The sequence below is a fragment of the Leeuwenhoekiella palythoae genome (genome assembly GCF_900130045.1).
GTDB classification, from domain to species: Bacteria; Bacteroidota; Bacteroidia; order Flavobacteriales; family Flavobacteriaceae; genus Leeuwenhoekiella; species Leeuwenhoekiella palythoae.
Window position 1 is genome coordinate 107,368 of the sequence record NZ_FQXT01000002.1, and the last position, 25,018, is coordinate 132,385.

Annotated in this window: 23 protein-coding genes and 1 tRNA gene; 13 read left to right on the forward strand and 11 right to left on the reverse strand. The window is 41.1% G+C overall.

The genetic code is table 11. From position 1 onward, the window contains the following. Window positions 1-9: 9 nt before the first annotated feature. The 3 genes from BUA96_RS03970 to BUA96_RS03980 are packed head-to-tail and all read right to left on the reverse strand — an operon-like array spanning window position 10 to window position 1,304. The gene (locus BUA96_RS03970) at window positions 10-708 is read right to left on the reverse strand and encodes a TVP38/TMEM64 family protein (RefSeq protein ID WP_072980675.1); all 699 of its coding nucleotides are present in this window, start codon (window positions 706-708) and stop codon (window positions 10-12) included. Between the two features lie 9 nt (window positions 709-717). Further along, window positions 718-918 carry a helix-turn-helix transcriptional regulator gene (locus BUA96_RS03975; RefSeq protein WP_072980677.1) on the reverse strand — a complete coding sequence of 67 codons (201 nt, stop codon included), beginning with the start codon at window positions 916-918 and terminating at the stop codon, window positions 718-720. Next, window positions 915-1,304, reverse strand: a complete 390-nt coding sequence (locus tag BUA96_RS03980) for a hypothetical protein (RefSeq protein WP_072980679.1) — start codon at window positions 1,302-1,304, stop codon at window positions 915-917. Before BUA96_RS03980 ends, BUA96_RS03975 begins: the two co-directional genes overlap by 4 nt. Before the next feature lie 133 nt (window positions 1,305-1,437). On the opposite strand from BUA96_RS03980, the gene BUA96_RS03985 reads away from it, so the two are divergent. Continuing rightward, complete coding sequence (locus BUA96_RS03985) at window positions 1,438-2,565, forward strand: glycerate kinase (protein WP_072980681.1); 1,128 nt, start codon at window positions 1,438-1,440, stop codon at window positions 2,563-2,565. A gap of 2 nt (window positions 2,566-2,567) precedes the next feature. Next, window positions 2,568-3,905, forward strand: coding sequence for a GntP family permease (locus tag BUA96_RS03990; RefSeq protein ID WP_072980683.1), 1,338 nt, complete (start codon window positions 2,568-2,570; stop codon window positions 3,903-3,905). Window positions 3,906-3,981: 76 nt separating this feature from the next. Here BUA96_RS03990 and BUA96_RS03995 read toward each other — a convergent pair. Next, a tRNA-Asn gene (locus BUA96_RS03995) sits at window positions 3,982-4,055 on the reverse strand. Between the two features lie 178 nt (window positions 4,056-4,233). Next, the gene (gene rseP, locus BUA96_RS04000; RefSeq protein WP_072980685.1) at window positions 4,234-5,550 is read right to left on the reverse strand and encodes an RIP metalloprotease RseP; all 1,317 of its coding nucleotides are present in this window, start codon (window positions 5,548-5,550) and stop codon (window positions 4,234-4,236) included. Window positions 5,551-5,816: 266 nt separating this feature from the next. On the opposite strand from rseP, the gene BUA96_RS04005 reads away from it, so the two are divergent. The 6 genes from BUA96_RS04005 (at window position 5,817) to BUA96_RS04025 (ending at window position 10,618) form a co-directional block, all read left to right on the forward strand. After that, window positions 5,817-6,497, forward strand: a complete 681-nt coding sequence (locus tag BUA96_RS04005; protein WP_072980687.1) for an SCO family protein — start codon at window positions 5,817-5,819, stop codon at window positions 6,495-6,497. Between the two features lie 93 nt (window positions 6,498-6,590). Beyond that, complete coding sequence (locus BUA96_RS04010; RefSeq protein WP_072981740.1) at window positions 6,591-6,827, forward strand: FeoA family protein; 237 nt, start codon at window positions 6,591-6,593, stop codon at window positions 6,825-6,827. Beyond that, the gene (gene feoB, locus BUA96_RS04015) at window positions 6,820-8,922 is read left to right on the forward strand and encodes a ferrous iron transport protein B (RefSeq protein WP_072980689.1); all 2,103 of its coding nucleotides are present in this window, start codon (window positions 6,820-6,822) and stop codon (window positions 8,920-8,922) included. Before BUA96_RS04010 ends, feoB begins: the two co-directional genes overlap by 8 nt. 5 nt (window positions 8,923-8,927) lie before the next feature. Next, entirely contained in the window at window positions 8,928-9,068 is a 141-nt protein-coding gene (locus BUA96_RS17245) for a FeoB-associated Cys-rich membrane protein (RefSeq protein WP_164916909.1), read from the forward strand. An 83-nt stretch (window positions 9,069-9,151) separates the two neighbouring features. Next, window positions 9,152-9,886 carry a hypothetical protein gene (locus tag BUA96_RS04020; RefSeq protein ID WP_072980691.1) on the forward strand — a complete coding sequence of 245 codons (735 nt, stop codon included), beginning with the start codon at window positions 9,152-9,154 and terminating at the stop codon, window positions 9,884-9,886. 3 nt (window positions 9,887-9,889) lie between these two features. Then, window positions 9,890-10,618 carry a hypothetical protein gene (locus BUA96_RS04025; protein WP_072980693.1) on the forward strand — a complete coding sequence of 243 codons (729 nt, stop codon included), beginning with the start codon at window positions 9,890-9,892 and terminating at the stop codon, window positions 10,616-10,618. Here BUA96_RS04025 and BUA96_RS04030 read toward each other — a convergent pair. The 3 genes from BUA96_RS04030 to BUA96_RS04040 are packed head-to-tail and all read right to left on the reverse strand — an operon-like array spanning window position 10,615 to window position 12,599. Next, window positions 10,615-11,040, reverse strand: a complete 426-nt coding sequence (locus BUA96_RS04030; RefSeq protein WP_072980695.1) for a hypothetical protein — start codon at window positions 11,038-11,040, stop codon at window positions 10,615-10,617. The genes BUA96_RS04025 and BUA96_RS04030 overlap by 4 nt on opposite strands. A 52-nt stretch (window positions 11,041-11,092) precedes the next feature. Further along, window positions 11,093-11,914, reverse strand: coding sequence for a ZIP family metal transporter (locus BUA96_RS04035; RefSeq protein ID WP_072980697.1), 822 nt, complete (start codon window positions 11,912-11,914; stop codon window positions 11,093-11,095). A 34-nt stretch (window positions 11,915-11,948) separates the two neighbouring features. Continuing rightward, window positions 11,949-12,599, reverse strand: coding sequence for a metal-dependent transcriptional regulator (locus BUA96_RS04040; RefSeq protein ID WP_072980699.1), 651 nt, complete (start codon window positions 12,597-12,599; stop codon window positions 11,949-11,951). Between the two features lie 89 nt (window positions 12,600-12,688). Between BUA96_RS04040 and BUA96_RS04045 the strand changes: the two genes are divergently transcribed. The 5 genes from BUA96_RS04045 (at window position 12,689) to BUA96_RS04065 (ending at window position 18,591) form a co-directional block, all read left to right on the forward strand. Next, entirely contained in the window at window positions 12,689-15,049 is a 2,361-nt protein-coding gene (locus BUA96_RS04045) for a TonB-dependent receptor (RefSeq protein WP_072980701.1), read from the forward strand. Between the two features lie 28 nt (window positions 15,050-15,077). Further along, window positions 15,078-15,548 (forward strand): thioredoxin family protein, encoded by a 471-nt coding sequence (locus BUA96_RS04050; RefSeq protein ID WP_072980704.1) that lies wholly within the window; start codon window positions 15,078-15,080, stop codon window positions 15,546-15,548. 42 nt (window positions 15,549-15,590) lie between these two features. Beyond that, window positions 15,591-16,739, forward strand: a complete 1,149-nt coding sequence (locus BUA96_RS04055) for a lycopene cyclase family protein (protein WP_072980706.1) — start codon at window positions 15,591-15,593, stop codon at window positions 16,737-16,739. Between the two features lie 64 nt (window positions 16,740-16,803). Then, window positions 16,804-17,733, forward strand: a complete 930-nt coding sequence (locus tag BUA96_RS04060) for a helix-turn-helix domain-containing protein (protein ID WP_175546494.1) — start codon at window positions 16,804-16,806, stop codon at window positions 17,731-17,733. A 93-nt stretch (window positions 17,734-17,826) separates the two neighbouring features. Then, a complete protein-coding gene (locus BUA96_RS04065) occupies window positions 17,827-18,591 on the forward strand; it encodes an SDR family NAD(P)-dependent oxidoreductase (protein WP_072980710.1) in 765 nt (254 codons plus the stop codon). A gap of 57 nt (window positions 18,592-18,648) precedes the next feature. Here BUA96_RS04065 and BUA96_RS04070 read toward each other — a convergent pair whose 3' ends face one another. The 3 genes from BUA96_RS04070 to BUA96_RS04080 form a co-directional block, all read right to left on the reverse strand. Next, window positions 18,649-19,230 carry a hypothetical protein gene (locus BUA96_RS04070; protein ID WP_072980712.1) on the reverse strand — a complete coding sequence of 194 codons (582 nt, stop codon included), beginning with the start codon at window positions 19,228-19,230 and terminating at the stop codon, window positions 18,649-18,651. Between the two features lie 60 nt (window positions 19,231-19,290). After that, complete coding sequence (locus BUA96_RS04075; protein ID WP_233430606.1) at window positions 19,291-20,646, reverse strand: glycoside hydrolase family 43 protein; 1,356 nt, start codon at window positions 20,644-20,646, stop codon at window positions 19,291-19,293. 115 nt (window positions 20,647-20,761) lie between these two features. After that, window positions 20,762-24,823, reverse strand: a complete 4,062-nt coding sequence (locus BUA96_RS04080) for a T9SS type B sorting domain-containing protein (protein WP_072980714.1) — start codon at window positions 24,821-24,823, stop codon at window positions 20,762-20,764. Between the last annotated feature and the right edge of the window lie 195 nt (window positions 24,824-25,018).

A 25,018-nucleotide genomic window follows, 5' to 3' on the forward strand; every position in this document is an offset into this window, starting at 1 on the left:
ACCTACAACTCAAGCCTTTTGTTTCTTTTTCTTGTGCTTTTTACTCCAAAAAACATAACCTAGAAAAATAACTAAACTCACTATAGAACCCCACAGCAGTCCGTTTTTGAGTCCGTCTGTGCTTTCACCCATAATCGCGATGAATAGTGTCAGCGGAGCAATTCCTGCAAGGGTAGCGCCTAAAAATTTGAAATAATTCATCTTTAAAATTCCGGCTACAAAACTGATCGCGTCATTAGATAAAAACGGATTCAACCTAGTGATGGCAATTGCCCAAAACCCGTAATCGTTAAGGAAATCCTCAAGTTTATCTTCGGTTGAAGCACCTACTAGGTTTTTTACTACTCCATCGCCTAGCTTTCGGCCTAAAAAATAACCCACTGTAGAAGCACAGCTAATGGCAATCCCAACCAGTAAACTTCCCCAGATAGGACCGTAAGCTAAAATGCAAACAACCATCAGCGCGATAGAAGGTATCACTATTAAGAACATCTGGATCACCATCGCTAAGATCAGCACAACGGGACCCGCCCAACCAAAAGAATCTACCCAATTTTTAATTTCCTGCTCGTCACCGCCGGTAAGCACCCGCCAAGCTTCATCTAAAAAATGCTGCACTTCAGGCAGTGTAAAATAGGCAGCTACACCGCAAAGCACGACAAATACTGTTAGTATTTTGGGTAAATTCTTTACTAAGAAGTTGCGCATAAATTGCTCTTATTCTTCAGATTCATAAATAAAAAGTTCTTCAATACTACAATTAAAAACTGCAGCAAGCCTAAAAGCTGTGGGCAAACTAGGGTCAAATTTACCCTTTTCGATCGCGTTAACCGTCTGACGGGAAACCTCTATTTTTTCAGCCAAATCACTTTGCGTAAGCTGAAATGCTGCGCGTAACGTTTTAATATTATTTTTCATGAGTAACGACGCGAATTGAAAAACACACAAAAAATATAAGTAATCCCCATAAAGAGAATGAGTACACTAATTTCGGCGTCAGCCTTAATGAGATTAGTGGTATCTAATTGAGAATACGCGATGCCCACAACCACCGCGAGCCCCAAAGTAAGCGCCATAGACTCTAATTGAATCTTGCGCTGCAACTCATCTCCATCATTCACAAATTTGCGATTGGCCAACACCATCCCAACGCCAACAGCAAGGCTAATACTAATACTTAAAACTGTAATGATTTGGGAATCCCATAAAAACTGTGACCCAAAGGTGACCAGAGCAGTTGTAAATACCCAAGCTAAAGACCATTTAGCCAAACGATTTCTTGAAGCAATAAATTTTGAATTCATACTATTTGATTTTTGATTAATGTAAAGTTCACTTGACAAAAGTACACTTTTTTAAATGTAAAGCAAACTTTACATTTAAATTTTATTTCAAGAAAAACACTAAATTTCTACGAGACACTCATAGCACCATCTTATGTCCAGAATTCTTATTGCACCAGATTCCTTCAAAGAAAGTCTTAGCGCTACACAAGTTTGCAAGGCCATCGCCGAAGGATTGCAAAGCATTGACCCTAACGTACATCTAGATCAATTACCGTTTTCTGACGGTGGCGAGGGTGCATTTGAACTTTTTGAAGCATTGCAACTGGGAAACACAATTGAATGTCAAGTTTGTGATCCTTTGGGTCGACCTTTGACTGCTGCTTATTACGGATTTAAAGATGGAAAAACCGCTTGGATCGAATTGTCGCAGGCTTCAGGAATCGCGCTTTTAAAAGATGAAGAGAAAAACCCCATGCGCACATCTACATTCGGTACCGGATTACAACTGAAGCATGCTTTAGAAAACGGTTATCAAAATATAATTTTAGGCATTGGTGGAAGCGCTACAAATGATGTCGCGACGGGTATATTTATCGCTTTAGGCGGAAAACTTTTAGACCACAACCAGAATTCGGTTCAAGCCTGTGGAGCACATCTCAAAGCTATAACCGATCTTGATTTTGACAGTCTCGTACCCCAAATCGCTTCGGCACAAATCACCGTGGCTTGCGATGTGTCTAACCTGCTGCTTGGCGCAACGGGAGCGGCAACGATCTACGCTCCGCAAAAAGGTGCTACGCCGGCACAGGTTACAGCCCTAGAACAAGGTGCCGAACATCTAGCACAAATAATTCAACAAAAAACAGGAAGGACTATAACGAGCATTACCGGTGGTGGCGCTGCCGGAGGCACTTCCGCAGGAATGTTTGGCTTCTTTAACAGCAAACTCGAGCCCGGCTTTGAATTGCTCAGCAAACTGGCGAACTTGGAAGAACGCGTAAAACAAGCCGATTTGATCATCACAGGAGAAGGAAAAACCGATAATCAAAGTCAGTATGGCAAAGTGCCTTTTAAACTTGCAGAATTGGCGCGCAAACACTACAAACCGCTTTACCTCTTTGCCGGAAGTGTTCAAGCAGACCTAGAAGTATTAACCGCCGCCGGAATTACCAAAGCTATCGCGATAAAAACGGAAACGATGTCTCTGGAATATGCAAAAAGCAACGCCTTTGCATTGCTTAAAACTGCGGTTGCACAATACCTAAACACCGAACTGTAATTATGGGACTAGATCTACTTTATATTGTACTCGTTGTTGTTTGGATCATTGCAGGTACGAGTTACCTGCGCTGGCATCCCTTTTTTGTGTTGCTCATTAGCGCCTTAGGTTTGGCCTTTCTCCTACAGATTCCGTTAGAAGAAATCCCGGAAACGATAAGCACCGGGTTTGGAGCTATGTTTAAAAACATCGGCCTGTTGATTCTTTTTGGCGCGTGGATTGGCGTTGCCTTAGAAACAACAAACGCGACCACGGCAATTGCCAAAGGCATCATTAAAAAACTGACTATTCTACCGCTGCCTTTTGTGATTAGTGCTTTGGGATATCTCGTTTCAATTCCTGTTTTTTGTGATGCGGCTTTTGTTATTTTGGCTCCGTTGACCAAAAAACTGGCGCTCAACAATACTGCAAGACGCAATGCCTTAACGGTTGCGCTTTCCACCGGATTGTTTTCTGCTCATGTATTGGTACCGCCAACTCCGGGACCTTTAGCCGCAGCTGGAAACCTTCAGCTAGAAAATTTATATCTCCTGCTTTTAGCAGGCGGAATATTTGGTCTTGTACTGATGCTTATCGGTGCATGTTTCTCGTATTACTTTTTCAGAAAAAGTAATCAACAGGATGCCTTTGATCGTAACAATTTGGAAAACTTTTTTGACCAATACACCGATCTCCCTTCGTTTTCGGCAGCCATTTGGCCTTTAGCCCTTCCCATTCTATTAATGGCAGCAGCTTCGATCATCCCATTGTTGTTTGAAGTATCCAATCTATTCATCGATATACTTCTATTTTTGGGAGATCCTGCAATTGCGCTTCTCGCAGGGGTGCTGGTTGCTTTTAGCATATGCAAAAAACAACAACAAGATATTTCTGAAATCATTAAAAAAGGAATGACGCAAGCCGCGCCTATTCTCTTGATCACAGCGATGGGCGGTGCTTTAGGAACCGTTATTCAAACCGCAAACCTTACTGACGGGATCAACTTAGAATCTTTTAGCAATGGATTGGGCTTGGCGATTCCGTTTTTACTAGCCGCATTACTTAAATCGGCCCAAGGTTCGTCTACCGTTGCAATTATCACCATAAGTTCTATAATGTTGCCATTACTACCCGCATTAGGTTTTGACTCTGAACTGGGCAAAGTATGGGTCATAATGGCCATCGGCGCAGGATCACTTACTGTTTCGCACGCTAATGACTCGTATTTCTGGATTGTAAGTCAACTGGGAGAAATGCCGGTTAAAGAAGCCTATCGTAAACACACTTTAGGAACGCTACTACAAGGAGTCGTCGGCTTTGTCATTCTGTTTTGTGCGTATAGTGTGTATTCGGCCTTTTGATGGATAAACGGTTGGATAAAACGAATCCTCCAAAAACAAAAAAGCCTCAACTACAGGTAGTTAAGGCTTAATTTTGCTCCCCCTCTTGGGCTCGAACCAAGGACCCTTTGATTAACAGTCAAATGCTCTAACCAACTGAGCTAAGGAGGAATTTAATCTTTCAATTTTTAAATTCACACAGCGTATCGCAATACTTCTGTTTTTGTTGTGCCTTAAAGAACGTTTCGCTTATTTGCTGAAAGCGGATGCAAATATACACAACTATTTAAACCCACAAAACTAATTTTAAAAAATATTTGATAGATTTTTTATCGTCGTGTTTTGTGGCTTAGCTACCGGTAATCCAGCGGTAAATATCATTTCCGTTAGCGTATAATACTAAGGCAATTAGCAAGAAGAACCCTATCATCTGCGCATACTCAAGAAATTTATCGCTAGGCTTTCTTCCGGTGATGATTTCATATAATAAGAACATTACGTGACCTCCATCTAAAGCAGGAATTGGCAGAATATTCATAAACGCCAGTATGATCGAAATAAAAGCTGTGGTTTCCCAAAATGATAACCAGTTCCAAGTATCTGGAAATAATCCTGCGATCGCACCAAAACCACCTACTTGAGACGCTCCTTTTTTAGTAAACACATATTTAAACTGCGCCACGTAGTCGTGCAGCTTCCAATACCCGTGATTGATTCCTTTTGCGATGCTTTCACCAAAAGAATACTTAATCACTTTTGATTTATAATTAGCTTTAGGATACACACCAAAGTTTCCGTTATCGTCTAAGGTTACGGTGGTGTTTGCCAATTGCCCATCACGAGAGTAGGTCACAGCATACTCGTTAACACCTTCCTTCTTACTTCCTTTAAAATCAGTCCACGTATTAATTGGCTCATCATTAATTTGAGTAAGCACATCCCCTTTTTTGAGTCCGGCTTTTGCCGCTGCAGATTCAGGAACAACACTATCTAAAACCGGCTTAATAAGTGGCGCTAATGCATCGGACTCTCCAGACTGAAACATTGTAGTCCCTATATCCTCCGGGATCGTGATCGTCTCCTCGCTTCCGTCAGTGTGTGCAACGGTAATTGAACTCACATCGCGCAACATCATATCACGATTGATCGCCAAATTGTTTTCGTAAGGTGCTCCGTTAACGGCTAAAATCTGATCTCCGTCTCTAAAACCGTATTCTTTGAATCCTTCAGAAACCTCAATTCCGTCAGGCATTTGTTCAGGACCTACCACCGGATTTCCGTAATAGGCAATGATCATTATGTAGATAAAAAAGCCCAAAATAATATTCACAGTAACCCCACCAATCATCACGATAAGACGCTGCCAGGCCGGCTTAGAACGAAATTCCCACTCTTTAGGCTCCTGGGCCATCGCTTCCTTATCCATACTCTCATCGATCATTCCGGCGATTTTTACATAACCTCCTAGCGGAAGCCAGCCAATACCGTAAACGGTCTCTCCTATTTTCTTTTTGAAAAGCGAAAACTTAACATCAAAAAAGAGGAAGAATTTTTCTACGCGAATTTTAAAAAGTCGGGCGGGAATAAAATGCCCAAACTCGTGAAGTACAATCAAAAGTGAAAGGCTCAAAAACAGCTGAGCTCCTTTTACAAAAAATGGATCCATAAAATTTATCTAACTAGTGGCAACTAACCACCTCCTTATTAGTAGCAAAAAAAATTTTTTAATAGAAGTCGATCATCAGTGGTTCTACCTAAGGGTAGTTTAACTTTTGGTGATCGCACTGCAATTAAAAAACGCACAAAAGTAACCTTTTACATTCGCATTAGAAACTTTGATAGTAAAGCTTAATGTAAAATGCAAAGATTGAAGCATTCTGGCTTTGCTAACCAGCGTTCACGGCGTAATTTTGTAGATACAAAACACGTGTTATGCTTCAGTTTTTTGCTAAATACAAAAAGTTTGCCATTGTGATGGTGATCCTTTCCGCAGTGATCCTTTATACCTTTTATACATTGATGAAACCGGCGCCCAGCCTACCTGTGTATCAACCTACCATGGTTGACAACAGTTTAGTAGATAGCACGGTTCAGTTTGTAAAAAAATACCATAAAATAGCCGATTTTGAATTGGTGAATCAAAATGGAGACACCATTACTCAAAAAGATTATCCCGGGATTTATGTAGCCGATTTTTTCTTTACTACCTGCCAGACGATTTGCCCGATTATGACGGAACATATGGTGCAAATTCAAGAAAAATTAAAAGACGATCCTTCGGTTAAATTACTATCACACACCGTGATACCGGCAACTGATACCGTCGCACAACTCAAACGTTATGCGCTAGAAAAAGGCGTGAATGACTCCAAATGGAATCTCGTTACCGGTCCCAAAAAGCAAATTTATGAGCTGGCCCGCAAAAGTTATCTGGCGGTCAAAACACAAGGAGACGGCGGTAAATATGATATGATTCATACCGAGAATTTTATGCTTATTGATTCTAAAAAGCGCATCCGTGGATTTTATGATGGTACAGACCCTGAAGCCATAGAAAAACTTTTAGAAGATATCGCCATCTTAAAAGCGATAGAAGGTGACGAAAACTCTTAAAACATGCCGCTTTAGCCCAGTTTGTGGCTAAAATCTTTTCGCTTCTATTGGTTTTCGTTTACTTTTGCCTTGTTTAAATTCAATCTAAATAAATTGACTACTTCACTCAACTTACTTAAACGTGGGGAAAAAGCAATTATCGTTTCATTTGAACTTGATAATGTCCCTCTTAAATTATTAGAAATGGGGTGCCTTCCCGGCAATGAAGTAGAATTGGTACAGATCGCTCCTTTTAAAGACCCCATGTACCTCAATATTAATGGCAGTCACTTAGCGATACGCCGCGAGACTGCTAGTTTTATCACAGTAGAAAAGCTCTCTCATGAGTAAACAGCTCAATGTAGCCCTTATAGGAAATCCCAACACCGGTAAGACCTCTGTATTTAACCAATTAACCGGACTAAAACAGCAGGTAGGAAACTACCCGGGAATCACCGTCGAAAAAAAAGAAGGGGTTTGTAAACTTCCGCGCGGAGTAAAAGCACATATTCTTGACCTTCCTGGCACGTACAGTCTTAACGCAAGTTCGCTTGATGAGAATGTAGTCATTGAACTGCTTCTCAATAAAAATGATAAGGATTATCCTGATGTTGCTGTAGTCGTCGCAGATGTTGAAAATCTAAAGCGCAATCTACTCCTGTTTACCCAGATTAAAGATCTTAACATCCCCACGATCCTTGCGATAAATATGGCAGATCGTATGGATCGCAAGGCGATAAGTCTAGATATCGAGAAGCTCGAAGAGCGCCTGAATACTAAAATTGCTTTGGTAAGTTCGCGTAAAAACACAGGCTTCGATAAGCTGAAAGAACTTATTGCCAATTATAAAAACATTACGACGGAACCTTGCGTGAATGCTTCGGTGATCGCTCCTGAATATTTTGAACGGTTGCGCAACGCTTTTCCAAAGCAGGATTTATATAAATTGTGGCTGGTCATTACCCAAGATGTGAATTTTGGAAAACTTGATCGCAATGAGATGCAAAGCATCAGCACGTTTAAAACCGAAAGCAAATCAAACCTCAAGCGGCTTCAACAGAAAGAAACTATTGTTCGCTATCAATTCATCAACGGGGTTCTAAAAGAAACTTTGAGCATAGATCATTTGGCAGCAAAAGATCTACGCAGTCGTCTTGACCGCATTCTTACTCATAAGGTTTGGGGATATGTGATCTTCTTTGCGATTTTACTTCTCATCTTTCAAGCGATCTATGACTGGTCGTCTTATCCTATGGATTTGATCGATGAGAGTTTTGCCGCGATGGGAGAATGGGTGCGCAACACGATGCCTCCCGGCGCCTTTACTAATTTAATTGCTGAAGGAATCATCCCGGGACTTGGAGGAATTGTGATTTTTATTCCACAGATCGCCTTTTTGTTTTTATTCATTTCGCTGCTAGAAGAAAGTGGCTATATGAGTCGCGTGGTCTTTTTAATGGATCGAATCATGCGCCGTTTTGGCCTTAGCGGAAAAAGCGTGGTGCCCCTCGTTTCAGGAACTGCATGTGCGATTCCTGCGATTATGGCCACCCGAAATATAGAGAATTGGAAAGAGCGCCTCATCACGATTTTAGTTACACCCTTTACGACCTGTAGTGCGCGTTTACCGGTATATTTGATCATCATCTCGCTTGTGATTCCTGATGAGCGCGTGCTGTATATCTTCAACTTACAGAGTTTAGTGCTGATGCTGCTCTACCTTATAGGTTTTGGAACCGCAGTGCTTTCAGCTTGGATTTTAGACCGAATTTTAAAAATAAAGAGCCGTAGCTTTTTTGTGATTGAAATGCCTAATTACAAGCTTCCGCTTTTTAAAAATGTGGCGTATAATGTGATCGAAAAGACCAAATCTTTTGTGGTGGGTGCCGGAAAAATAATCTTAGCGATCTCTATCGTGCTCTGGGTTCTTGCTTCTAACGGTCCCGGTGATCAGTTTGACAATGCAGAAGAAAACAGCATCGCAAGAATGGAAGCCGGCGAGTTTCCTGAAAGCGAACTCGACAAGCATATCGCTTCTCAAAAGCTCGAGTATAGTTATATAGGTTATATGGGTAAAGCGATTGAGCCGGTAGTTCAACCTTTAGGCTACGATTGGAAAATTGGTATAGCTATTGTGAGTTCGTTTGCAGCGCGTGAGGTCTTTGTAGGTACTCTTGCAACCATTTACAGCGTGGGTAGTGAAGAAGAAGAAACCATTAAAAACCGAATGGCGGGTGAGGTTAACCCTATACTTGGCGGACCATTATTTAATCTTGCCAGTGGGATTTCGCTGTTACTCTTTTATGCTTTTGCTATGCAATGTATGAGTACGCTCGCGATCGTAAAGCGGGAAACCAACACTTGGAAGTGGCCCATACTACAACTTGTGGTTATGAGTGGTTTTGCTTATGTTGTAGCTCTAGTGGCTTATCAACTTATAATTTAAAAGCTATGTTACAGAATATATTAGTCGTATTGATCTTTCTAATCGCAGTAGGATATTTAGTAACTAAATACATCTGGAAACCGGCTTTCTTAAACGGAAAGTCTAACGATAAATCCTGCGGAAGCGATAATTGCGGGTGTCACTGATTTTATTAAAAATTATCCTTTATTTTTAATAATTTTATTCAAATACCAAATAATAAGTATTATACTTGTGAAAAAGTATTAAAGTGCGCGTATTACCACCCAACGGAAGATATTATTATATTTTCTGTTTCCTTTTAATTCTGGTTTTTTGTCAGCCTGTACTTAGCCAAGTAGCTATTGGTACCACTAATCCTGACGATGGTAGCGCTTTTCAAATAGATAGCAAAGTTGGAGCTTTGGTTCCACCTAGAATGACGAATTCTGAAATGCTTGCTATACCATCTCCATTAGACGGCTCAATTGTTTACAACAATACTTTTTCTTCATTATTTCTGTATTCCTCAGGAACTTGGAATGATTTAACACGACCAGACCTTCCGTCTGCCGTTTTACGAAGAGAATATCCTTCAGAGTCAACCAATGGCATCGTAGCCACTGGGAATAATACCTATTACAATTTCCCACTGAATACAGCAGATGTTACTTCGATTGACAACTCATATTTTCAAATCACTGGTAATGGGACCTTAAGAATATTAGAAGGAGGAAACTACATGGTATCTTCAGGTTTCGCTGTAAGCAATTTACCCTCTGGGAACAGAAAGTATATCATTGGTGTCTATAGAAATAATAGTCTTATAGGTTATTTAGTGCGTGGTAATGTCAATTTTCCCTCGGGAACTAACGAATGGGGAACGAGCGGTGTTCTCGTTTTTAGCTTTAATGCTAATGATGTAGTTAGTCTTCGCTATGTACTTAATAATTCAGGAACTAGTCTAAATGCTAGATATTTTAACATAGGTATCGTTAAATTATAACCTATGCTTTGTAGAATTTTCACAGTCTTTTTAATTCCTTTTTTTCTAAATCCTCTGTTTAGTCAAGAAACTGAAGAAAATCAGGTAGGTGTCGGTATTGGCACCTCAACCCTGGCTCCGGGTTCCGCGTTTCAAATTGAAAGTACTACTGGGGCAATGGTTCAACCACGAATGACCTCTTCTGAAATGAATGCAATCCCTACACCTCTTGATGGCGCATTTATTTTTAATACTACCGAAAATGCTTGGTACATTCATAAAGAGGGCTCATGGCAGACTTTTGTGAGAGTGCAGACCCCTTCAATAATACTCAACCGTGGTCAAACAAATAACGCAATTATCATAACTGACACCACTAACATTACACCTTTTCCATTAAATCAGGATAATACACTCGTTTCAGATATTGATTTTTATGAAGCCACAGAGAATAACGGAGAAATACGCATTTTAAGAAGTGGAACGTATTTGATTTCCGCGGGATTTTCAACGACTAATCTCCCCCCAGGAAGTTTAACCTATCGTCTTGAGGTTTCCTTAAATAACACAACTTCGTCAATTATTACAAACGGTGAAGTAAACTTACCGGGATCAGATTATTGGGGTACTAGTGGAAATATTCTTTTAATTCTACAGACTAATGATCTTATAAATATTGGATATATCTTAAAAGGCGCATCCGCTTCAACACGCACTGCAGCATTCTTTAATATTGGTGTGTCCAAACTTTAAAACTGACTCCAAACCACATTCAGCACATAATCTTCTTGTTTGATTTTTGGTTGAGAAGCATCAGGATAAGGTAAAACAGACTGACCCATCAATTCTTGAGCTGAAGAATTAAAGAGTGTTTTAGCCGGACTGTTTAAATTGATTTTTCGGCTTTCAATGGGTTTTCCATTTTTGAAGACTAAAGCCTCTATTTCTACAATACCTGCCCAAACGCAAGTTGTGTTTTGTGGACAACGGGAGTCGATCACTCGGGTAAGTTCTATTTCAACATCACCAAACGCAACCCGTTCCCCAAAAGGAACTTGAACCACGAGCTGTGGTTCGTGTACTGCCTCACCAATGACGATTTGACCTTGTTGCGCTTGAGCGCTCAGTCTACAATTGAAAACCAATAGAAATAAAACAACGAGAAATCGCATCATAATGTAGTGTATCTGTTTCTTAAAGACTTCAGAAACAGACTGCTGTTGCAAATTAGCCCAAACCTACGTCAAGCGTCATCATCAAGATAAAGCCGCCAATAAAGCCCATTGTAGCAATATCTGTATGATTGCCTTGTTGGGTTTCCGGCACGACCTCTTCTACTACTACGAAGATCATTGCCCCTGCTGCAAACCCTAAAGCATAAGGCAATATAGGCTGAAAAGTCATCACCGCATAGGCGCCAACCACCGCCGCAATAGGTTCTACAATAGCCGAAAGTTGCCCGTAATTAAAACTTTTCCAACGGCTGAAACCTTGTCGACGTAAGGGCATCGCCACCGCAAAACCTTCCGGAAAATTTTGTAATCCTATACCTATTGCAAGTGCTACTGCACCTCCAATGGTAGCACCATCAAAACCGGCTGCTACTCCACCAAACAAAACGCCCACAGCTAAACCTTCAGGGATATTATGCAGCGTGATCGCCAGCGTAAGCAATACCGATTTGTGCCAAGGACTTCTGATTCCCTCTTTATCTTCTTCCTTAAAATTAACGTGCAAATGCGGTAACACCTTGTCAAGACCAAACAAAAAAGCTGCACCCAAAGCAAAACCAACCGCAGCAGGAATCACCTTAACAAAACCTTCTCCCGGGCTCATTTCAATTCCCGGTGCGAGCAAGCTCCAAAAACTGGCTGCCACCATCACTCCACCGGCAAAACCCAGCATAGCATCAAACAATGCGCGGTTCATTCCTTTAAAAAAGAACACTAAAGCTGCTCCCAATGCAGTCACGCCCCAAGTAAAAAGGGTTGCGTAAAAGGCTCCGGTAACCGGACTCAAGGTTTCAAAATAATTGATGATTTCATTCATAATATTAAAATGCTAACTTTTTAAACGGATTAAACTATACACGTACATAGATGTGCTCTGTCGCGATTTGAGAAAGTAGAAGTTCGCGATCGTCGATGCGCACCGTCATACTTTTATCAAATTCCTGCACACTAAGAATATGAATCACACTGCCCAAACGTATGTTTTGCTGATCTAAAAATTGAAGAAACGAAGACGAGGTATCGTTCACGCCAATACACGTCCCGATATCGCCCGGATTTAATTGTGAAACCCGCTTTTTTTCCATTTTGACTACATTTCCTTCTTCATCAGGTATGGGATCACCGTGCGGGTCGTGCTTAGGATATCCTAAAAACTTATCTAATTCGCGTATAAGCTTATCAGATTTTATATGCTCTAACTGTTCGGCAACGTCGTGAATTTCATCCCAACTAAAATCAAGCTTATTGGCCAAAAAAGTTTCCCACAAACGGTGTTTACGTATAATTTTTAATGCGGAAACTGCTCCCGAATCTTTTAAAATCACACCTTGATAAGGTTGATAATGCACCAACCCCTTCTCATCTAGCTTTTTAATCATTTCTGTAGCCGAAGCAGGCTTGGTATCCAGGTACTTAGATAAAACATTGGTACTTACACCTTTAGGATGCTCCTTTTGTAAGGCATAAATAGATTTTAAATAATTTTCTTCAGAAAAAGTCATATTCATTTTTAAATATACCGCAATAATACGCAAAATATATCAAATATATTTTTTAGGTTTGCCTAAATTTTAATTTTTTAAAACTGTAAATGTCTCTAAATAATTACCTTAAAATCGCTTTTCTGTTCATCACACAATTGGTTTTAGCACAAGAGCAAACCACAATTACTGGTGTAATTACAGATGGTACTACTCCGGTTCCGTTTGCTAATATCATAGTAGAAGGCTCCACAAATGGTGTTGCCGCTGATGAGAACGGATCTTTTGAAATCACTTTGTCTCTTGAAGAAGCTACTTTAGTTTTTAAAGCTGTTGGTTTTAAAACCCAGCGTAAAGCGATTCAACCTGAAAATTTTAGAAATAAACCGCTGGCCATTGAACTTCAAGAAGATCTCCTAGGTCTGGAAGAAGTTGTGGTGAGCGCCACCCGTAATCGCATCAGTAAAAAGGAGGCTCCTGTGATTGTAAAAGTGCTTAGCCCAAAATTGTTTAAGGCAACGCAATCTATTTCGCTCGCTGATGGTCTTAATTACCAGCCCGGAGTGCGCGTGGAAACCAACTGTCAGAATTGTGGTTTTACGCAAGTGCGCCTAAACGGACTTGAAGGCCAATACACCCAAATTTTGGTCAACAGCAGACCTGTTTTTAGTGCGCTCAACGGCGTGTATGGTCTGGAGCAAATTCCGGTGAGCATCATTGACCGGGTAGAAGTTGTGCGTAGTGGTGGTTCGGCGCTTTTTGGGTCTAACGCGATTGCAGGAACTGTAAATGTCATAACCAAAGAACCGGTAAATAACAGTTGGGAAGTAAACAGTAATCTGGGTCTAATAGATGGTAAAACCGCAGATCGTACATTGAATATGAATACATCAATTGTGAGCGAGGATCTATCTACAGGAGTTACCCTTTATGGAATGTACCGCGATCGTGATGCATTTGATGCCAATGGAGATGGTTTTAGCGAAATCACCAAACTCACCAATCATTCTTTTGGGTCTAAAGCTTTTTACAGACCAAATGATAACAGCAGGATTGGTTTAGATTTTACGGCAATAAAAGAATACCGCCGCGGCGGAGACCGTATTGAGCTGGCGCCCCAGTTTACAGACATTACCGAAGAATTAGATCACAACACGATATTTACCGGGGCAGATTATGAGTTGTACAATGACGAACGCACAAATAATCTTTCGGTGTACGCTTCTCTACAACATACTGATCGCAAAAGCTATTACGGTGGTTTAGGTGGCGGGCGCACGGCTGCAGACTCTATCGCTGCTAACAATGCTTTTGGAAACACTAAAGATCTCGGGCTGGTTTCCGGAGCAAAATTCAGTCATACCTTTAAAAATAAAGATGTTTTAACCAGCGGTGTTGAATATCAATTGAATGATACTGAAGATGCAATACTAGGATACAACCGTGTTGTAGATCAGCAAGTAAATAGTTTTGGGCTCTACAGTCAATATGAGTGGAAACCTTTAAAAGATTTTACCACCCTTTTAGGCGCACGCCTTGATCATATTTCGGTAGATGGATATTACACCATACAGAATATTGAGCGTACTTCAGAAGTCTCAGAAACCGTTTTGAGTCCGCGTATTACGCTGCTTTATGACATTACACACGAACTGCAATTTAGAGGAGGTTATGCTCGGGGTTTTAGAGCGCCGCAAGCGTTTAATGAAGATTTACACATCAGCTCCGTAGGTGGCGAACAGCGCTTTGCTATTTTGAGCGATGACCTGGAAAGCGAATTTTCTAATGCCTATACTGCCTCGCTGAATCTCACTAAAAATTTCAACAAAACTCAGACTTCATTGCTAGTTGAAGGCTTTTACACCACCTTGCAGAATCCGTTTACACTGGTAAGCACAGGTGCTTCATTACCTAACGGCGCTATCCTTGAAGAATCTCGCAATGGTAGTGGCGCTTATGTTGCTGGGACTAACGTAGAACTTACGGTCTCGCCCAGTCAAGACTTATATTTTCAAGCCGGAATCACCTACCAAAAGTCGATCTACAAAGAAGATCAAGTACTCTTTGAAAGCGACGGCACCGTACCCGGAGAAAACAACGTGGTTATCTCTGAGTTTACACGCGCGCCTAATCTTTACGGTTTTTTTAATGTCAACTGGGTGATTAGTGAAGCCTTTAAAATGGACCTTGCCGCAAGTTACACGGGCAGTATGATTGCTCCGCACGTGGTGAGCGACAGCGGGTTTATCGCCCTTGAAGAAACGCCACAATTTATTGATGTGACCCCAAAAGTCACCTATCATTTTGACCTCAAAGATACCTTTCACATAGAGTTGAGTACCGGTATTCAAAATGTGTTTAACAGCTATCAGGATGATTTTGACCGCGGGCCTCTTAGAGATTCAGATTATATTTATGGTCCCAATCGTCCGCGAACATTTTTCTTTGGAATTCGCTTCGGCGACTTCTAGTCCTTGCAGGACAGTCAAAAATTTGTTTATGAAACAATTAATCTTTTTTCTATTTCTTTCTTGCGGAAGCCTTATTGCTCAAAAGAGTGATCAGCAAATCAACTGGTTAAGTTGGGAAGAACTTGAGGAAGCGCTGACAGAAAACCCCAAGAAGACTTTGGTGTTTTTTCACGCCGATTGGTGTGCGTATTGCAAAAAAATTGACCGGGTGGTCTTTACTAAACCTGAAGTCATCGCCAAAGTTAACCGAGATTTCTATGCAGTCAGAATGAACGCTGAAACCACAGACACCATCACTTTTGATGGAAAGGTGTTTACCAATCCACTGGCTAAAACGCAGCGTAATGCAGTGCATCAACTGGCTGCACTTTTGGGATCGCGAGAAGATCAGGATTTTTCGCTACCGGTAACTTTGATTTTTGATAAACAGTTCAAGGTAAAACGCAGGATCTTTGAGTATTACACTTCAAAAGAACTTTTAAAGTATTTAAACCAGTAGACCGTTGCCGGGACGCATTTTTAATCCTAGTTTTAAACTCAGATGCAAGATGCCACAAATCACTTTGACTACATCATTCTCGGCGCCGGACTTTCGGGGTTGATGCTTGCCTATCGCATGAGTCAAGATGCTTTTTTTAAGGATAAATCGGTTTTGATTCTTGATAAGTCTGACAAAAAAATCAATGATCGCACCTGGTGTTTCTGGAGTCAACATACCGCAGAATGGGATACGGTGATCAGCAAAAAATGGAATACTATTCGGTTTAAAAGTGCAGGATTTGATGCTGAAATTCCGCTAAAAAAGTACACATACAGTAAAATTGAAGGACTCGATTTTTACAACCAAATTTTTGAACAGCTTCAGGCTTCGAAAAATTTCCAATTTAGAACGGAAACGTACCTGAGTCATCGTGAACATAATGTTTCGGTTGAAGTCCAAACAAAAAACAACACATATTCCGCAGCAAAACTCTTTACTAGCATTCTTCCTCCGGAGCGTCTTGAAAAGCAAACGCAATTTCCTGTTTTACAACAGCATTTTATAGGGTGGGAAGTTAAAACTCCATCGTCAGTTTTTGAACCAGAGATTGCCACATTTATGGATTTTGATATTCCGCAGCGGCGTAATACACGTTTTATGTATGTGTTGCCTACGGAGAAAAATAAAGCGCTGGTAGAGTACACGCTTTTCTCAGAAAAACTGCTTCCAAAAGCAGAATATGAAGTCGCAATTAAAGAATATCTTGAAGAATTAGGTGTTCCCGAGTATACCATTCACGCTACAGAACAGGGCAGCATCCCTATGACGGCTTTTCCATTTGAACAATTCAATTCAAAAAACATACTTCACATTGGTACTGCAGGCGGCTGGACCCGCGGAAGCACCGGTTATACTTTTACCTACACCACAAAACGCACAAAACAACTTATTGCTTTTTTAAGGACGGAAAGTGATCTTTCTAAGTTTAGCATCAAGGATCGTTACCGCTGGTACGATGCAATTTTTCTGGATGTGCTTTACCGAAAAAATCAAATGGGAGCGCAGTTGTTTACCCGAATGTTCAAAAAAAATAACGTGGATGCAATTTTTAGATTTCTGGACGGAGAAAGCAGCCTGAAAGATGATTTGAGCATCATTTTAAGTATGCCAAAAAAGGAATTTATCAAGTCATTTTTCGGGTTAAAGTAATCTTTAGCTCAAACTTACCTAGATCTTCTTACCTTTGAATTTTACAATTAGGTAAATTCAAATCATGCAGCACACCAGTCTGGAAGCATTTTATAAGGAAGCCGCCATTTTTACCGGCAAAGAAATAGAAACGCTGTTGCCTCCGGGCATCAACAAAGAGATCGGGCATTTTAATGTCTTTGATATTTCTGAAACGATCAGGGCGGTAAAAGAAAAAAATGAAATGCCGTATAACCGCAGAGCCTATTACAAAATCAGCTTGATACGCGGTGAAAACAGAGCAGAATATGCTGATAAAGTGATCGAGATAAAATCAAATGCATTGCTCTTTGCAACGCCTAACGTGCCCTATCATTGGGTTCCCTTAGATGAAGATCAAAACGGCTCTTTTTGTGTTTTTACCGATGCGTTTTTAATGCAAAGTAAAAGCGGTATCGATCTTGAAAAACTTCCTATTTTTCAGCCCGGAAGTCTTCCCGTATTTGAGATTTCAGATGAACAAGCTGAGGCTATTGCGCCTATTTTCAGCAAAATGAAAACAGAAATCGCTTCTGATTATGAGTTTAAGTACGACTTGCTGCGCACCTATTTACTTGAATTGATTCATTACGGGCAAAAGCTGCGTCCGGCGCATCAGGTGAGTAACAATCAGAATGCCGCTAAGCGGATTATTTCTTTATTCATTGAGCTTCTTGAACGTCAATTTCCCATTGAATCACCTCAGCAACGCTTGCAATTACGGTCGGCTAAAGACTACGCAGATCGGCTTGCGATTCACGTGAATCACCTCAACAAAGTATTAAAAGAAAGCTTAGGCAGCACTACAACAGATATTATCAAAAAACGCATTATTCAAGAGTCTAAAATTCTGCTAAAACAAACCGACTGGACAGTATCTGAGATCGCATTTAGCCTTGGTTTTGAAGAGGTAGCTCATTTTTCTAACTTCTTTAAAAAGCAAACTCAACTGTCTCCGCTCAACTTCAGAACCTAGATAACTTTGAATTTTACAAACTATGCTTTGATGCTTGCAAAGCAATAGCCTTTAGTTTCCCGCAACTTTGCAGTATAATTAAATACTACAACTATGGAAACTAAAAACAAAATCGCTTTGATAACCGGCGGAAGCCGTGGATTAGGCAAAGATATGGCGCTTAGCCTTGCAAAAACCGGTGTTGATGTTCTGATCACTTACCACAGTAACGCAGATAAAGCACAAGAGGTGGTGACTGCAATCGAAGCCTTAGGTCAAAAAGCTGCGGCATTTCAGCTAGATACTGCCAACGTTAAGTCTTTTGATGATTTTATCGCACAAATTACCAATCATTTAAAAGAGCAGGAAAGCCATCCCAATATTGACTTTTTGATCAATAATGCCGGAACTGCACTGTATGCCCCAATAATGCAAACCACCGAAGAACAATTTGATGAGATGGTGAACATACATCACAAAGGTGTTTTCTTTCTAACGCAAAAAGCATTACCGTATATGAATGACGGCGGAAGAATCATTAATATTTCTTCAGGATTGGCGCGTTTCAGTTTACCGGGATCTTCAACCTATGCTTCTATGAAAGGTGCAATTGAAGTACTCACGCGCTATCTCGCTAAAGAATTGGGTGATCGAAAAATTACAGCAAATGTGGTCGCACCGGGCGCTATTGAAACCGACTTTGGAAACGGACACGTACGTGATGATGCCAAAACCAACGAAATGGTCGCTCAAATGACGGCCTTAGGTCGCGCAGGATTACCGGAAGATATTGGCGGTGTTGTTGCCTTTTTATGTTCGCCGGAAGCACGCTGGGTCAACGGCCAACGCATAGAAGTTTCAGGCGGAATGAATTTGTAAGTTCAGCACATATTAAAACAGCACAAAGATTGTTTAACGGTCTTTGTGCTGTTTAATTTAATCTTCAATTAGTTGAGCTGGAAGTAGCTTTTCTAAAATTGCCTTTTGCTTTTCTTCTAGCACTAGAAATTTCCAATCTGTAACCCCATTTTCAGAAATGCTATAAACATCTGTTTCTGAATGAATCAAGTATTGATCAAGGCTATCATTATAAACCACATTATCCTTACCAAAAGATTGCTCAAAAGCAGCTTGCGTTAAGCTCACCCGCATACCCTTCTCCTCGCTTGTTTCATCTGCTGCTGCTTGTAATTGTATTTCCATATCGTTAGCATAGGTCAACAAAGCGTAGTACTTCCCATCGATCTTTTGTGCATCTTCAACTTTTAAAATTTCAGGATTTTTTATTTTAAAATGAATATCAGGATTATTGAAGGTCTGCTCCATTAAACCCACTAACTGTTCTCTAGGAACAATTTCAAAAAACTCAGGCAACATATAATCCATTGATCTCTCGAATTCTAGATTTACAATAGCGTCTAGATAGTCTGAAAAAGATGCTTTAATATTTGATTTATAATCTTGTGCCTGAGAAATAGTTTGAACTAAAAGAAAAAGGATCACTACTACTCGTCTCATAATTTTAAAGTTGAATTGCGGTTTAAATGTACAACTAAACATTCATTAAAAATCCTACTATCAAGGTGTATACGGCGCAACAACCTTGAGTTTATCTCCTGAAAGATCTACCTCAAACAAATGCGGAACTCTGTGATAGTTACCATTTACCACCGCGTGACTGTGCGCTGCCATAAGTATTTTACCATCAAAAGTTTTAAATAACATACCGTGACCATAATTGCGTGGCGTGATTGGTTTTTCTTCCTGAATCCAGGGTCCGTTTAACGTGCCACTTTCAGAATAGGCAACGCCTTGCACATACTCGTCATAGATCCAGCTGGTCCATAACATTCCGAGTTTTCCGGTTTCGGTTTTAAATAGGAATGGACCATCAGTAACTTTGTTGGGTTTGTCATTTCCATCTTTATCTTTTTCGCGAGACCAGGGAGAATCACTCGCTTTAAATAACAATTCGGCTTCACCCACCGAACCGCTTAGATCGGGTTTCAGTTCAATTTTTTCTATGGTTCCGTTGCCATTTTGCAACCATTCGTAACAATACACCATATACGGTTTACCGTCTTCATCTACCCAAAAAGTTCCATCTAAGGTTGGCATATCTGCCGGTAGATAAATGTCGTCCTCCATAGGTTTGTACGGTCCATCTGGAGTGTCGCTAACCAAAATATGACTTGCACGTCGCTCGATGATATTTCCGTCAACGGTATCGATCTTCACCGCCCTGTTAGTGAAGGTCGCAAAATCATAATACCTGTCTTTGTATTGATGTAATTCTGCCGCCCAGATTATAGGTTTAGGCCCCATCCACGAATTGGGATCGGTTTCTACAACATCAAACGGACCTTCCCAATATGCCAGATCTTTGCTTTTCCACATTTTACCGCCGGTGCCGGTCAAATAATAGGTTTGGGTCGCTTCATCTGCTAAAATATAGGGATCACTCAGCCTGATAGCATCAATAGCGGTCAAATTAGTTCTATCCTTTTTTACGTGAATAGACTGCCCGGTAAGCTTCCAACTGCCATTGATTTTTTCGAGCATTCGTATTTCAATGGTTTTACTCACACTACCATCTGCTGATGTTGATTGCTCGTCGTGACTCACCCAAGCCTCATTCCCATTGATATGAAATTTATAATTTGAATTCACCGAAGTTCCTCCGTTGCCCATCATACCTTTGGGTGGGTTGATCATCAGTTGAGGATCAAGATCAATCACCTCCCCATCTCCCGTAGAGATCAAAATTCGACTATAGGGTTTGACCGCCCAGCAGCTTGCGTGACCTTCCACATCGCCTGCGCGCCAAGTAGCCGACTCTTTCTCTAAAACCTTAATGATCTTGCGTTCTTCCGCGTTTTGGGCAAAAGCATTGACAACTACTAATAAAAGCAGCGCTAAAATTGTATTTTTCATAAGAAAGGTATTCTGAATTTGGTTAATCTTCAACCCTTCTAACTTACTGATAAAATTCGGTTTACGATAGGTCTATGAAAATGCATAGGGTCGAAAGCTCTCAAATCAAGTCTTTCTATCTCTTAAGTGTAAAATGTGATTTGAATACTGCCGGAGTATCTTCAAATGTATATTCTACCCTGAACCAGTAATCGTCAGACGGCATATTCTGATTGCGATACGTTCCGTCCCAGCCGGGACCTTGAGGCGATAAGCTTTTTAATAACTTTCCGAAGCGATCAAAAATAAAGATCTGCGCTTCAGGGAAATCTTCAAGTGAAGTAATGTTCCAGGTGTCGTGATAACCATCATTATTGGGTGTAAAATACTTTGGAAAATCAATCACTTGAACCTCTACCGAAGCAGCACCACAAGTACCGTTAACTCCGCGTACGGTGATGAGATGCGTGCCCGGAGAAACATTTATAAAGCGTGGCGTGTTTTGAAATGCTTGATCGTCCAAACGATATTCATATTCTCCAAAGCCGGCCGTTACCGTAACAGCAATTTCAGAGACATTTTCAAAAGGTTGAGAAACTTCAACATCAAAAACAGGTTCAGCCGACTCAAAAACCTCAACTGTAGTGGGATTATAATTACAGGCTGCTCCTACTTCAGGATTCAATTTTTGGGTAGAAACGCTGTAAACACCAGCTTCGACAGCTGTATACGTGCTGCCCTGCCCTGCTAACTGCCCATCTAAAAACCAACTCACCAAAAACTCTGAAGCATCAAGACCAGAATCGAGAAGTACAGGATTTTCTACTGCTCCGGTAGTAGCATTGCGGCATAGTGTTCCTCCTTCCACAGAAAAATTTAAAAGCGGATAAACGGTGACTTCAAATACATCTTCGGCAAAGCAGTTAGTATTATCAGTGGCTTCGGCATACTTGTAAATCGTATAGGTACCCGGCATCAGTTCGTAATCAGCAGGATCAATAGGAGCTTGTTTATTTGGCCCCAAATAATAGCCTTGTGTAAAAGTAGCTTGAGATAAGGCTGGAAGCATGTAGCTACCACATTGCTCCACATCGGGCTCCGGAACCAAAACCGGAGTTTGCGAAATAGTGACTGTAAAACTGCTTTCATCTTCACAGAAAAAGCGGGTTCCATTACGCGCGTAAACAAAAACTTCCTGAGTTGTGGTCAATACATCTCCGGGGTTCAGTTGGGTTCCCTGCCCGCCAGATTCAGTAAAATAATCACCTACAGCCAGTGCCGGTAACGTGTAGCTGTCGCATTGCGCCGTGTCGTTAAATTCCTCGACCTCCACCCCAAGAATATTTATCGTAAACGTATTTTCACTATAACAAGAAGTAAAATCATCATACGCGTTGTACACATAAATCGTACGCGTAGCGGTAATGACCTCTCCCGCAAAAAGCTGATCTCCCACTCCCATAGGCTGCGTAAAATATTGTCCATTCTCTAATTCAGGAAGCACATACGGTTCACAACTGTACACGAAGGTCAAATTATCTACAGGAAGTAACGGTCGTATTTCAACTTCAAATTGAGTTTGATTCTGGCAACCACTTACCTCATTATTGATATAAATAATTTGCGATTCATCGATCACATCTCCGGCGAAAAGCTGCGTGCCGCCGCGTTCGGTTTCAGTAAAATATTCACCATCGGTTAAAGTGGGTAGGGTGTATGTTTCGCCCTCGCACAACAATTGATCTGGCAACGTATCTACCGGCGGAATCGCGATCACGTTGACATCAAAAAATGCATTTGTGGTACAGTTAGATCCTGTAGTTGTATTCACATAATAATAGATACGTTGAGAGGTGGTAAACACCGTCCCTTCTGGGATGACACTTCCTCCGCCCGCAGCCGCGGTATAAAACGCACCCTCCTCTACTTCGGGAACGGTATAAGAACCACAGGCATCCAGATTGTCAAATTCAGGAACGATAAAAACCCGCCATTCGTGAGAATTGGTGCACCTGGTATCGTCGTTAAAGATATAGATGGTTTGCGTAGTAGTGATGACCTCGCCCACGTTGAGAGTAGTACCGGTGCCATCGGGCTCGGTGTTGTAACTTCCATTAGTTAATGCGGGTAAGGTATAGTCATTACAAGCCACTACATCTGCCGGCTCGTCAACAGGAGGAAGCGGATAAACAGTAATATTAAAAGCCTCATCACGACATACCGCACCATTTTCTTCAAAATAAAAATAAATGGTTTGTGAAGTGGTAAGCGCATCTCCTGGGTTTAAGCGTGTTCCGCCCCCGTCGGGTCCACCTGCTGCCGTATAAAAACCACCGGCTAAGGTTGAAGGAATGATAAAAGCACCACAAGACTCCCGGTCTGACAAGTCGTATTCAGATACAAAAGTAATACTGAAAGAGGTCTCATTACTACAACCGTTAGCATCCGGACCGGTATAAATGAATAAGACCATATCTTCTGTAATAATATCTCCTGCGTTATACGGAGTGCCTCTTCCGTTGGAGCCTGAGAAGTAATTTCCGTTTGTCAAAGGCTCCAATTCATATGCATTACACGTGATCACATCTGCCAATTGATCTACCGGCGGTAGATCATTAACTTCAACCGTAACCTCTACCGTCTCGTAGCAGGCATCCTCGTCTGCAAATGAAATCCTTGCCACAAAGTTTTGCGTTGTAGTGCCTTCGGAAATCACATAAGGTGAAAAGACTTCGTTGCTCATCGCATCTGCATCGGCTTGATTTTCATAATAGGTAATATTGAAAAGTGCCGGATTTTGACCATTTAAGATTTCGTTATTAAGCTGCGTCAAATCGACTGCCACGTCATTTCCGGGCCGTGCACAGGCTTGTAAAGGATTGGGAGTAGTAACTCGAATTTCAGGGCGTTGCTCGAGCATAAAAGAATAGCTGCCTCCACAAAAGTTACCCGTATTTAAATTACGCAAACGAATAAATATGCGCTGACCGGCACTCTGAAACGCGTTCAATTCAGAATCTGGAATAGGTTGATTTGTGCTTAAAGCTGTTGTGCTGGCATAATACACCACCTCAAATTGGGCATTACTCAGCCCCAAAGCACTCGCATCGTTTTGGGTCAAATTGAAACTTGAAGGATTTCCATTATTGTAACAAGCGATTAGATCTTCGGGAGCAGTAATTGAAAGCGGACTTACCACAACTTCGTCTGCGATCACGCAGCCATTATTAGAAACTTCTACGCGGTACATACCATTATTGGAAACGGTTAACGTACTTCCGGTTTCGCCGGGAATTGCACTTCCGCTTAAAAACCATTGATGCGTATAGACCGTAGCGTCTAAACCTGTAGAAAGTGTTGTTGAATCTCCACTGCATAAAACCAGATCAGGGCCTAGATCAACACTGGTATTGAAACTTCCGCCGGCCAAAAAAATTGCCGAATCAAAGTTGGTATCATTAGAGTCTCCTATCACAATGCGAATATTATAGGAAGTACCCGGCGTTAATGTACTAGAAGCCGTAAGCACTTGGGTATAGCCACGCATATTGATGGTAGATTGTGCATTGGTCACCTCATACGAATCAAAAAGCCCCGGATTGACTGAATTACAGCTCGCATTATTCTGGTCATCCCGAATATTGCGCACGGAAACCTCTTCTCCCGAAGGTGTGAGTGCCAAGTTTTGTGAAGTTCCGGTGCTCAGATCAGTAAGGATAAATGCCACTACATCCTGTGAGGAACACTGCCATTCTCCATATTCATTAGAAGCAAAAATAAAATCAAAGCTAAAATCGCTAGAAAGCGGTACGAAATCAAATTCTAAAAAAGCCGTTTCTTCAATAGGTGCACTTGTACCGGTAGCATCGTTGATGCTCTGTAAATAGGCATCTCCGTTGGTGTTGAGTTCGCTGCTCAATTGAGCTTCATTTCCTGTGTAAGCCCCGCCGCTTAATTGTGCATTACCCGTACGTAAAACCACACCGTTAGCCAATGGAAACGGACCGCCATTATTAGAGAATAATCCTGCGGCTTGAGTTGAAGAAATAGCAATATTGCTGATCTCAGCGCAAGCATCACCTACAAGAGTGTTCACCAAATCCTGCGCAGGTCGCGGACTATCAACACTTACCTGCTGCGTATAACCGTCTAGGTAGGTAAATAAAAAAACTAAGACAAGTAGGTAGTACTTGTTCATCAGAGGGGGCATTAAAGCGTTAATTAACAACAGTGTAACGTATAGAAACTTTAAAAAGTATGGCCTTCAAAAAAGTTACACCATAAAAATCTTCACATTAAAAATAACACTTAAAAATCTGAAAATCAAAACACTATACGCACAACTAAAAAGCCCTTTAATTTCAATAATTAAAGGGCTTTTTAGTTGTACGGA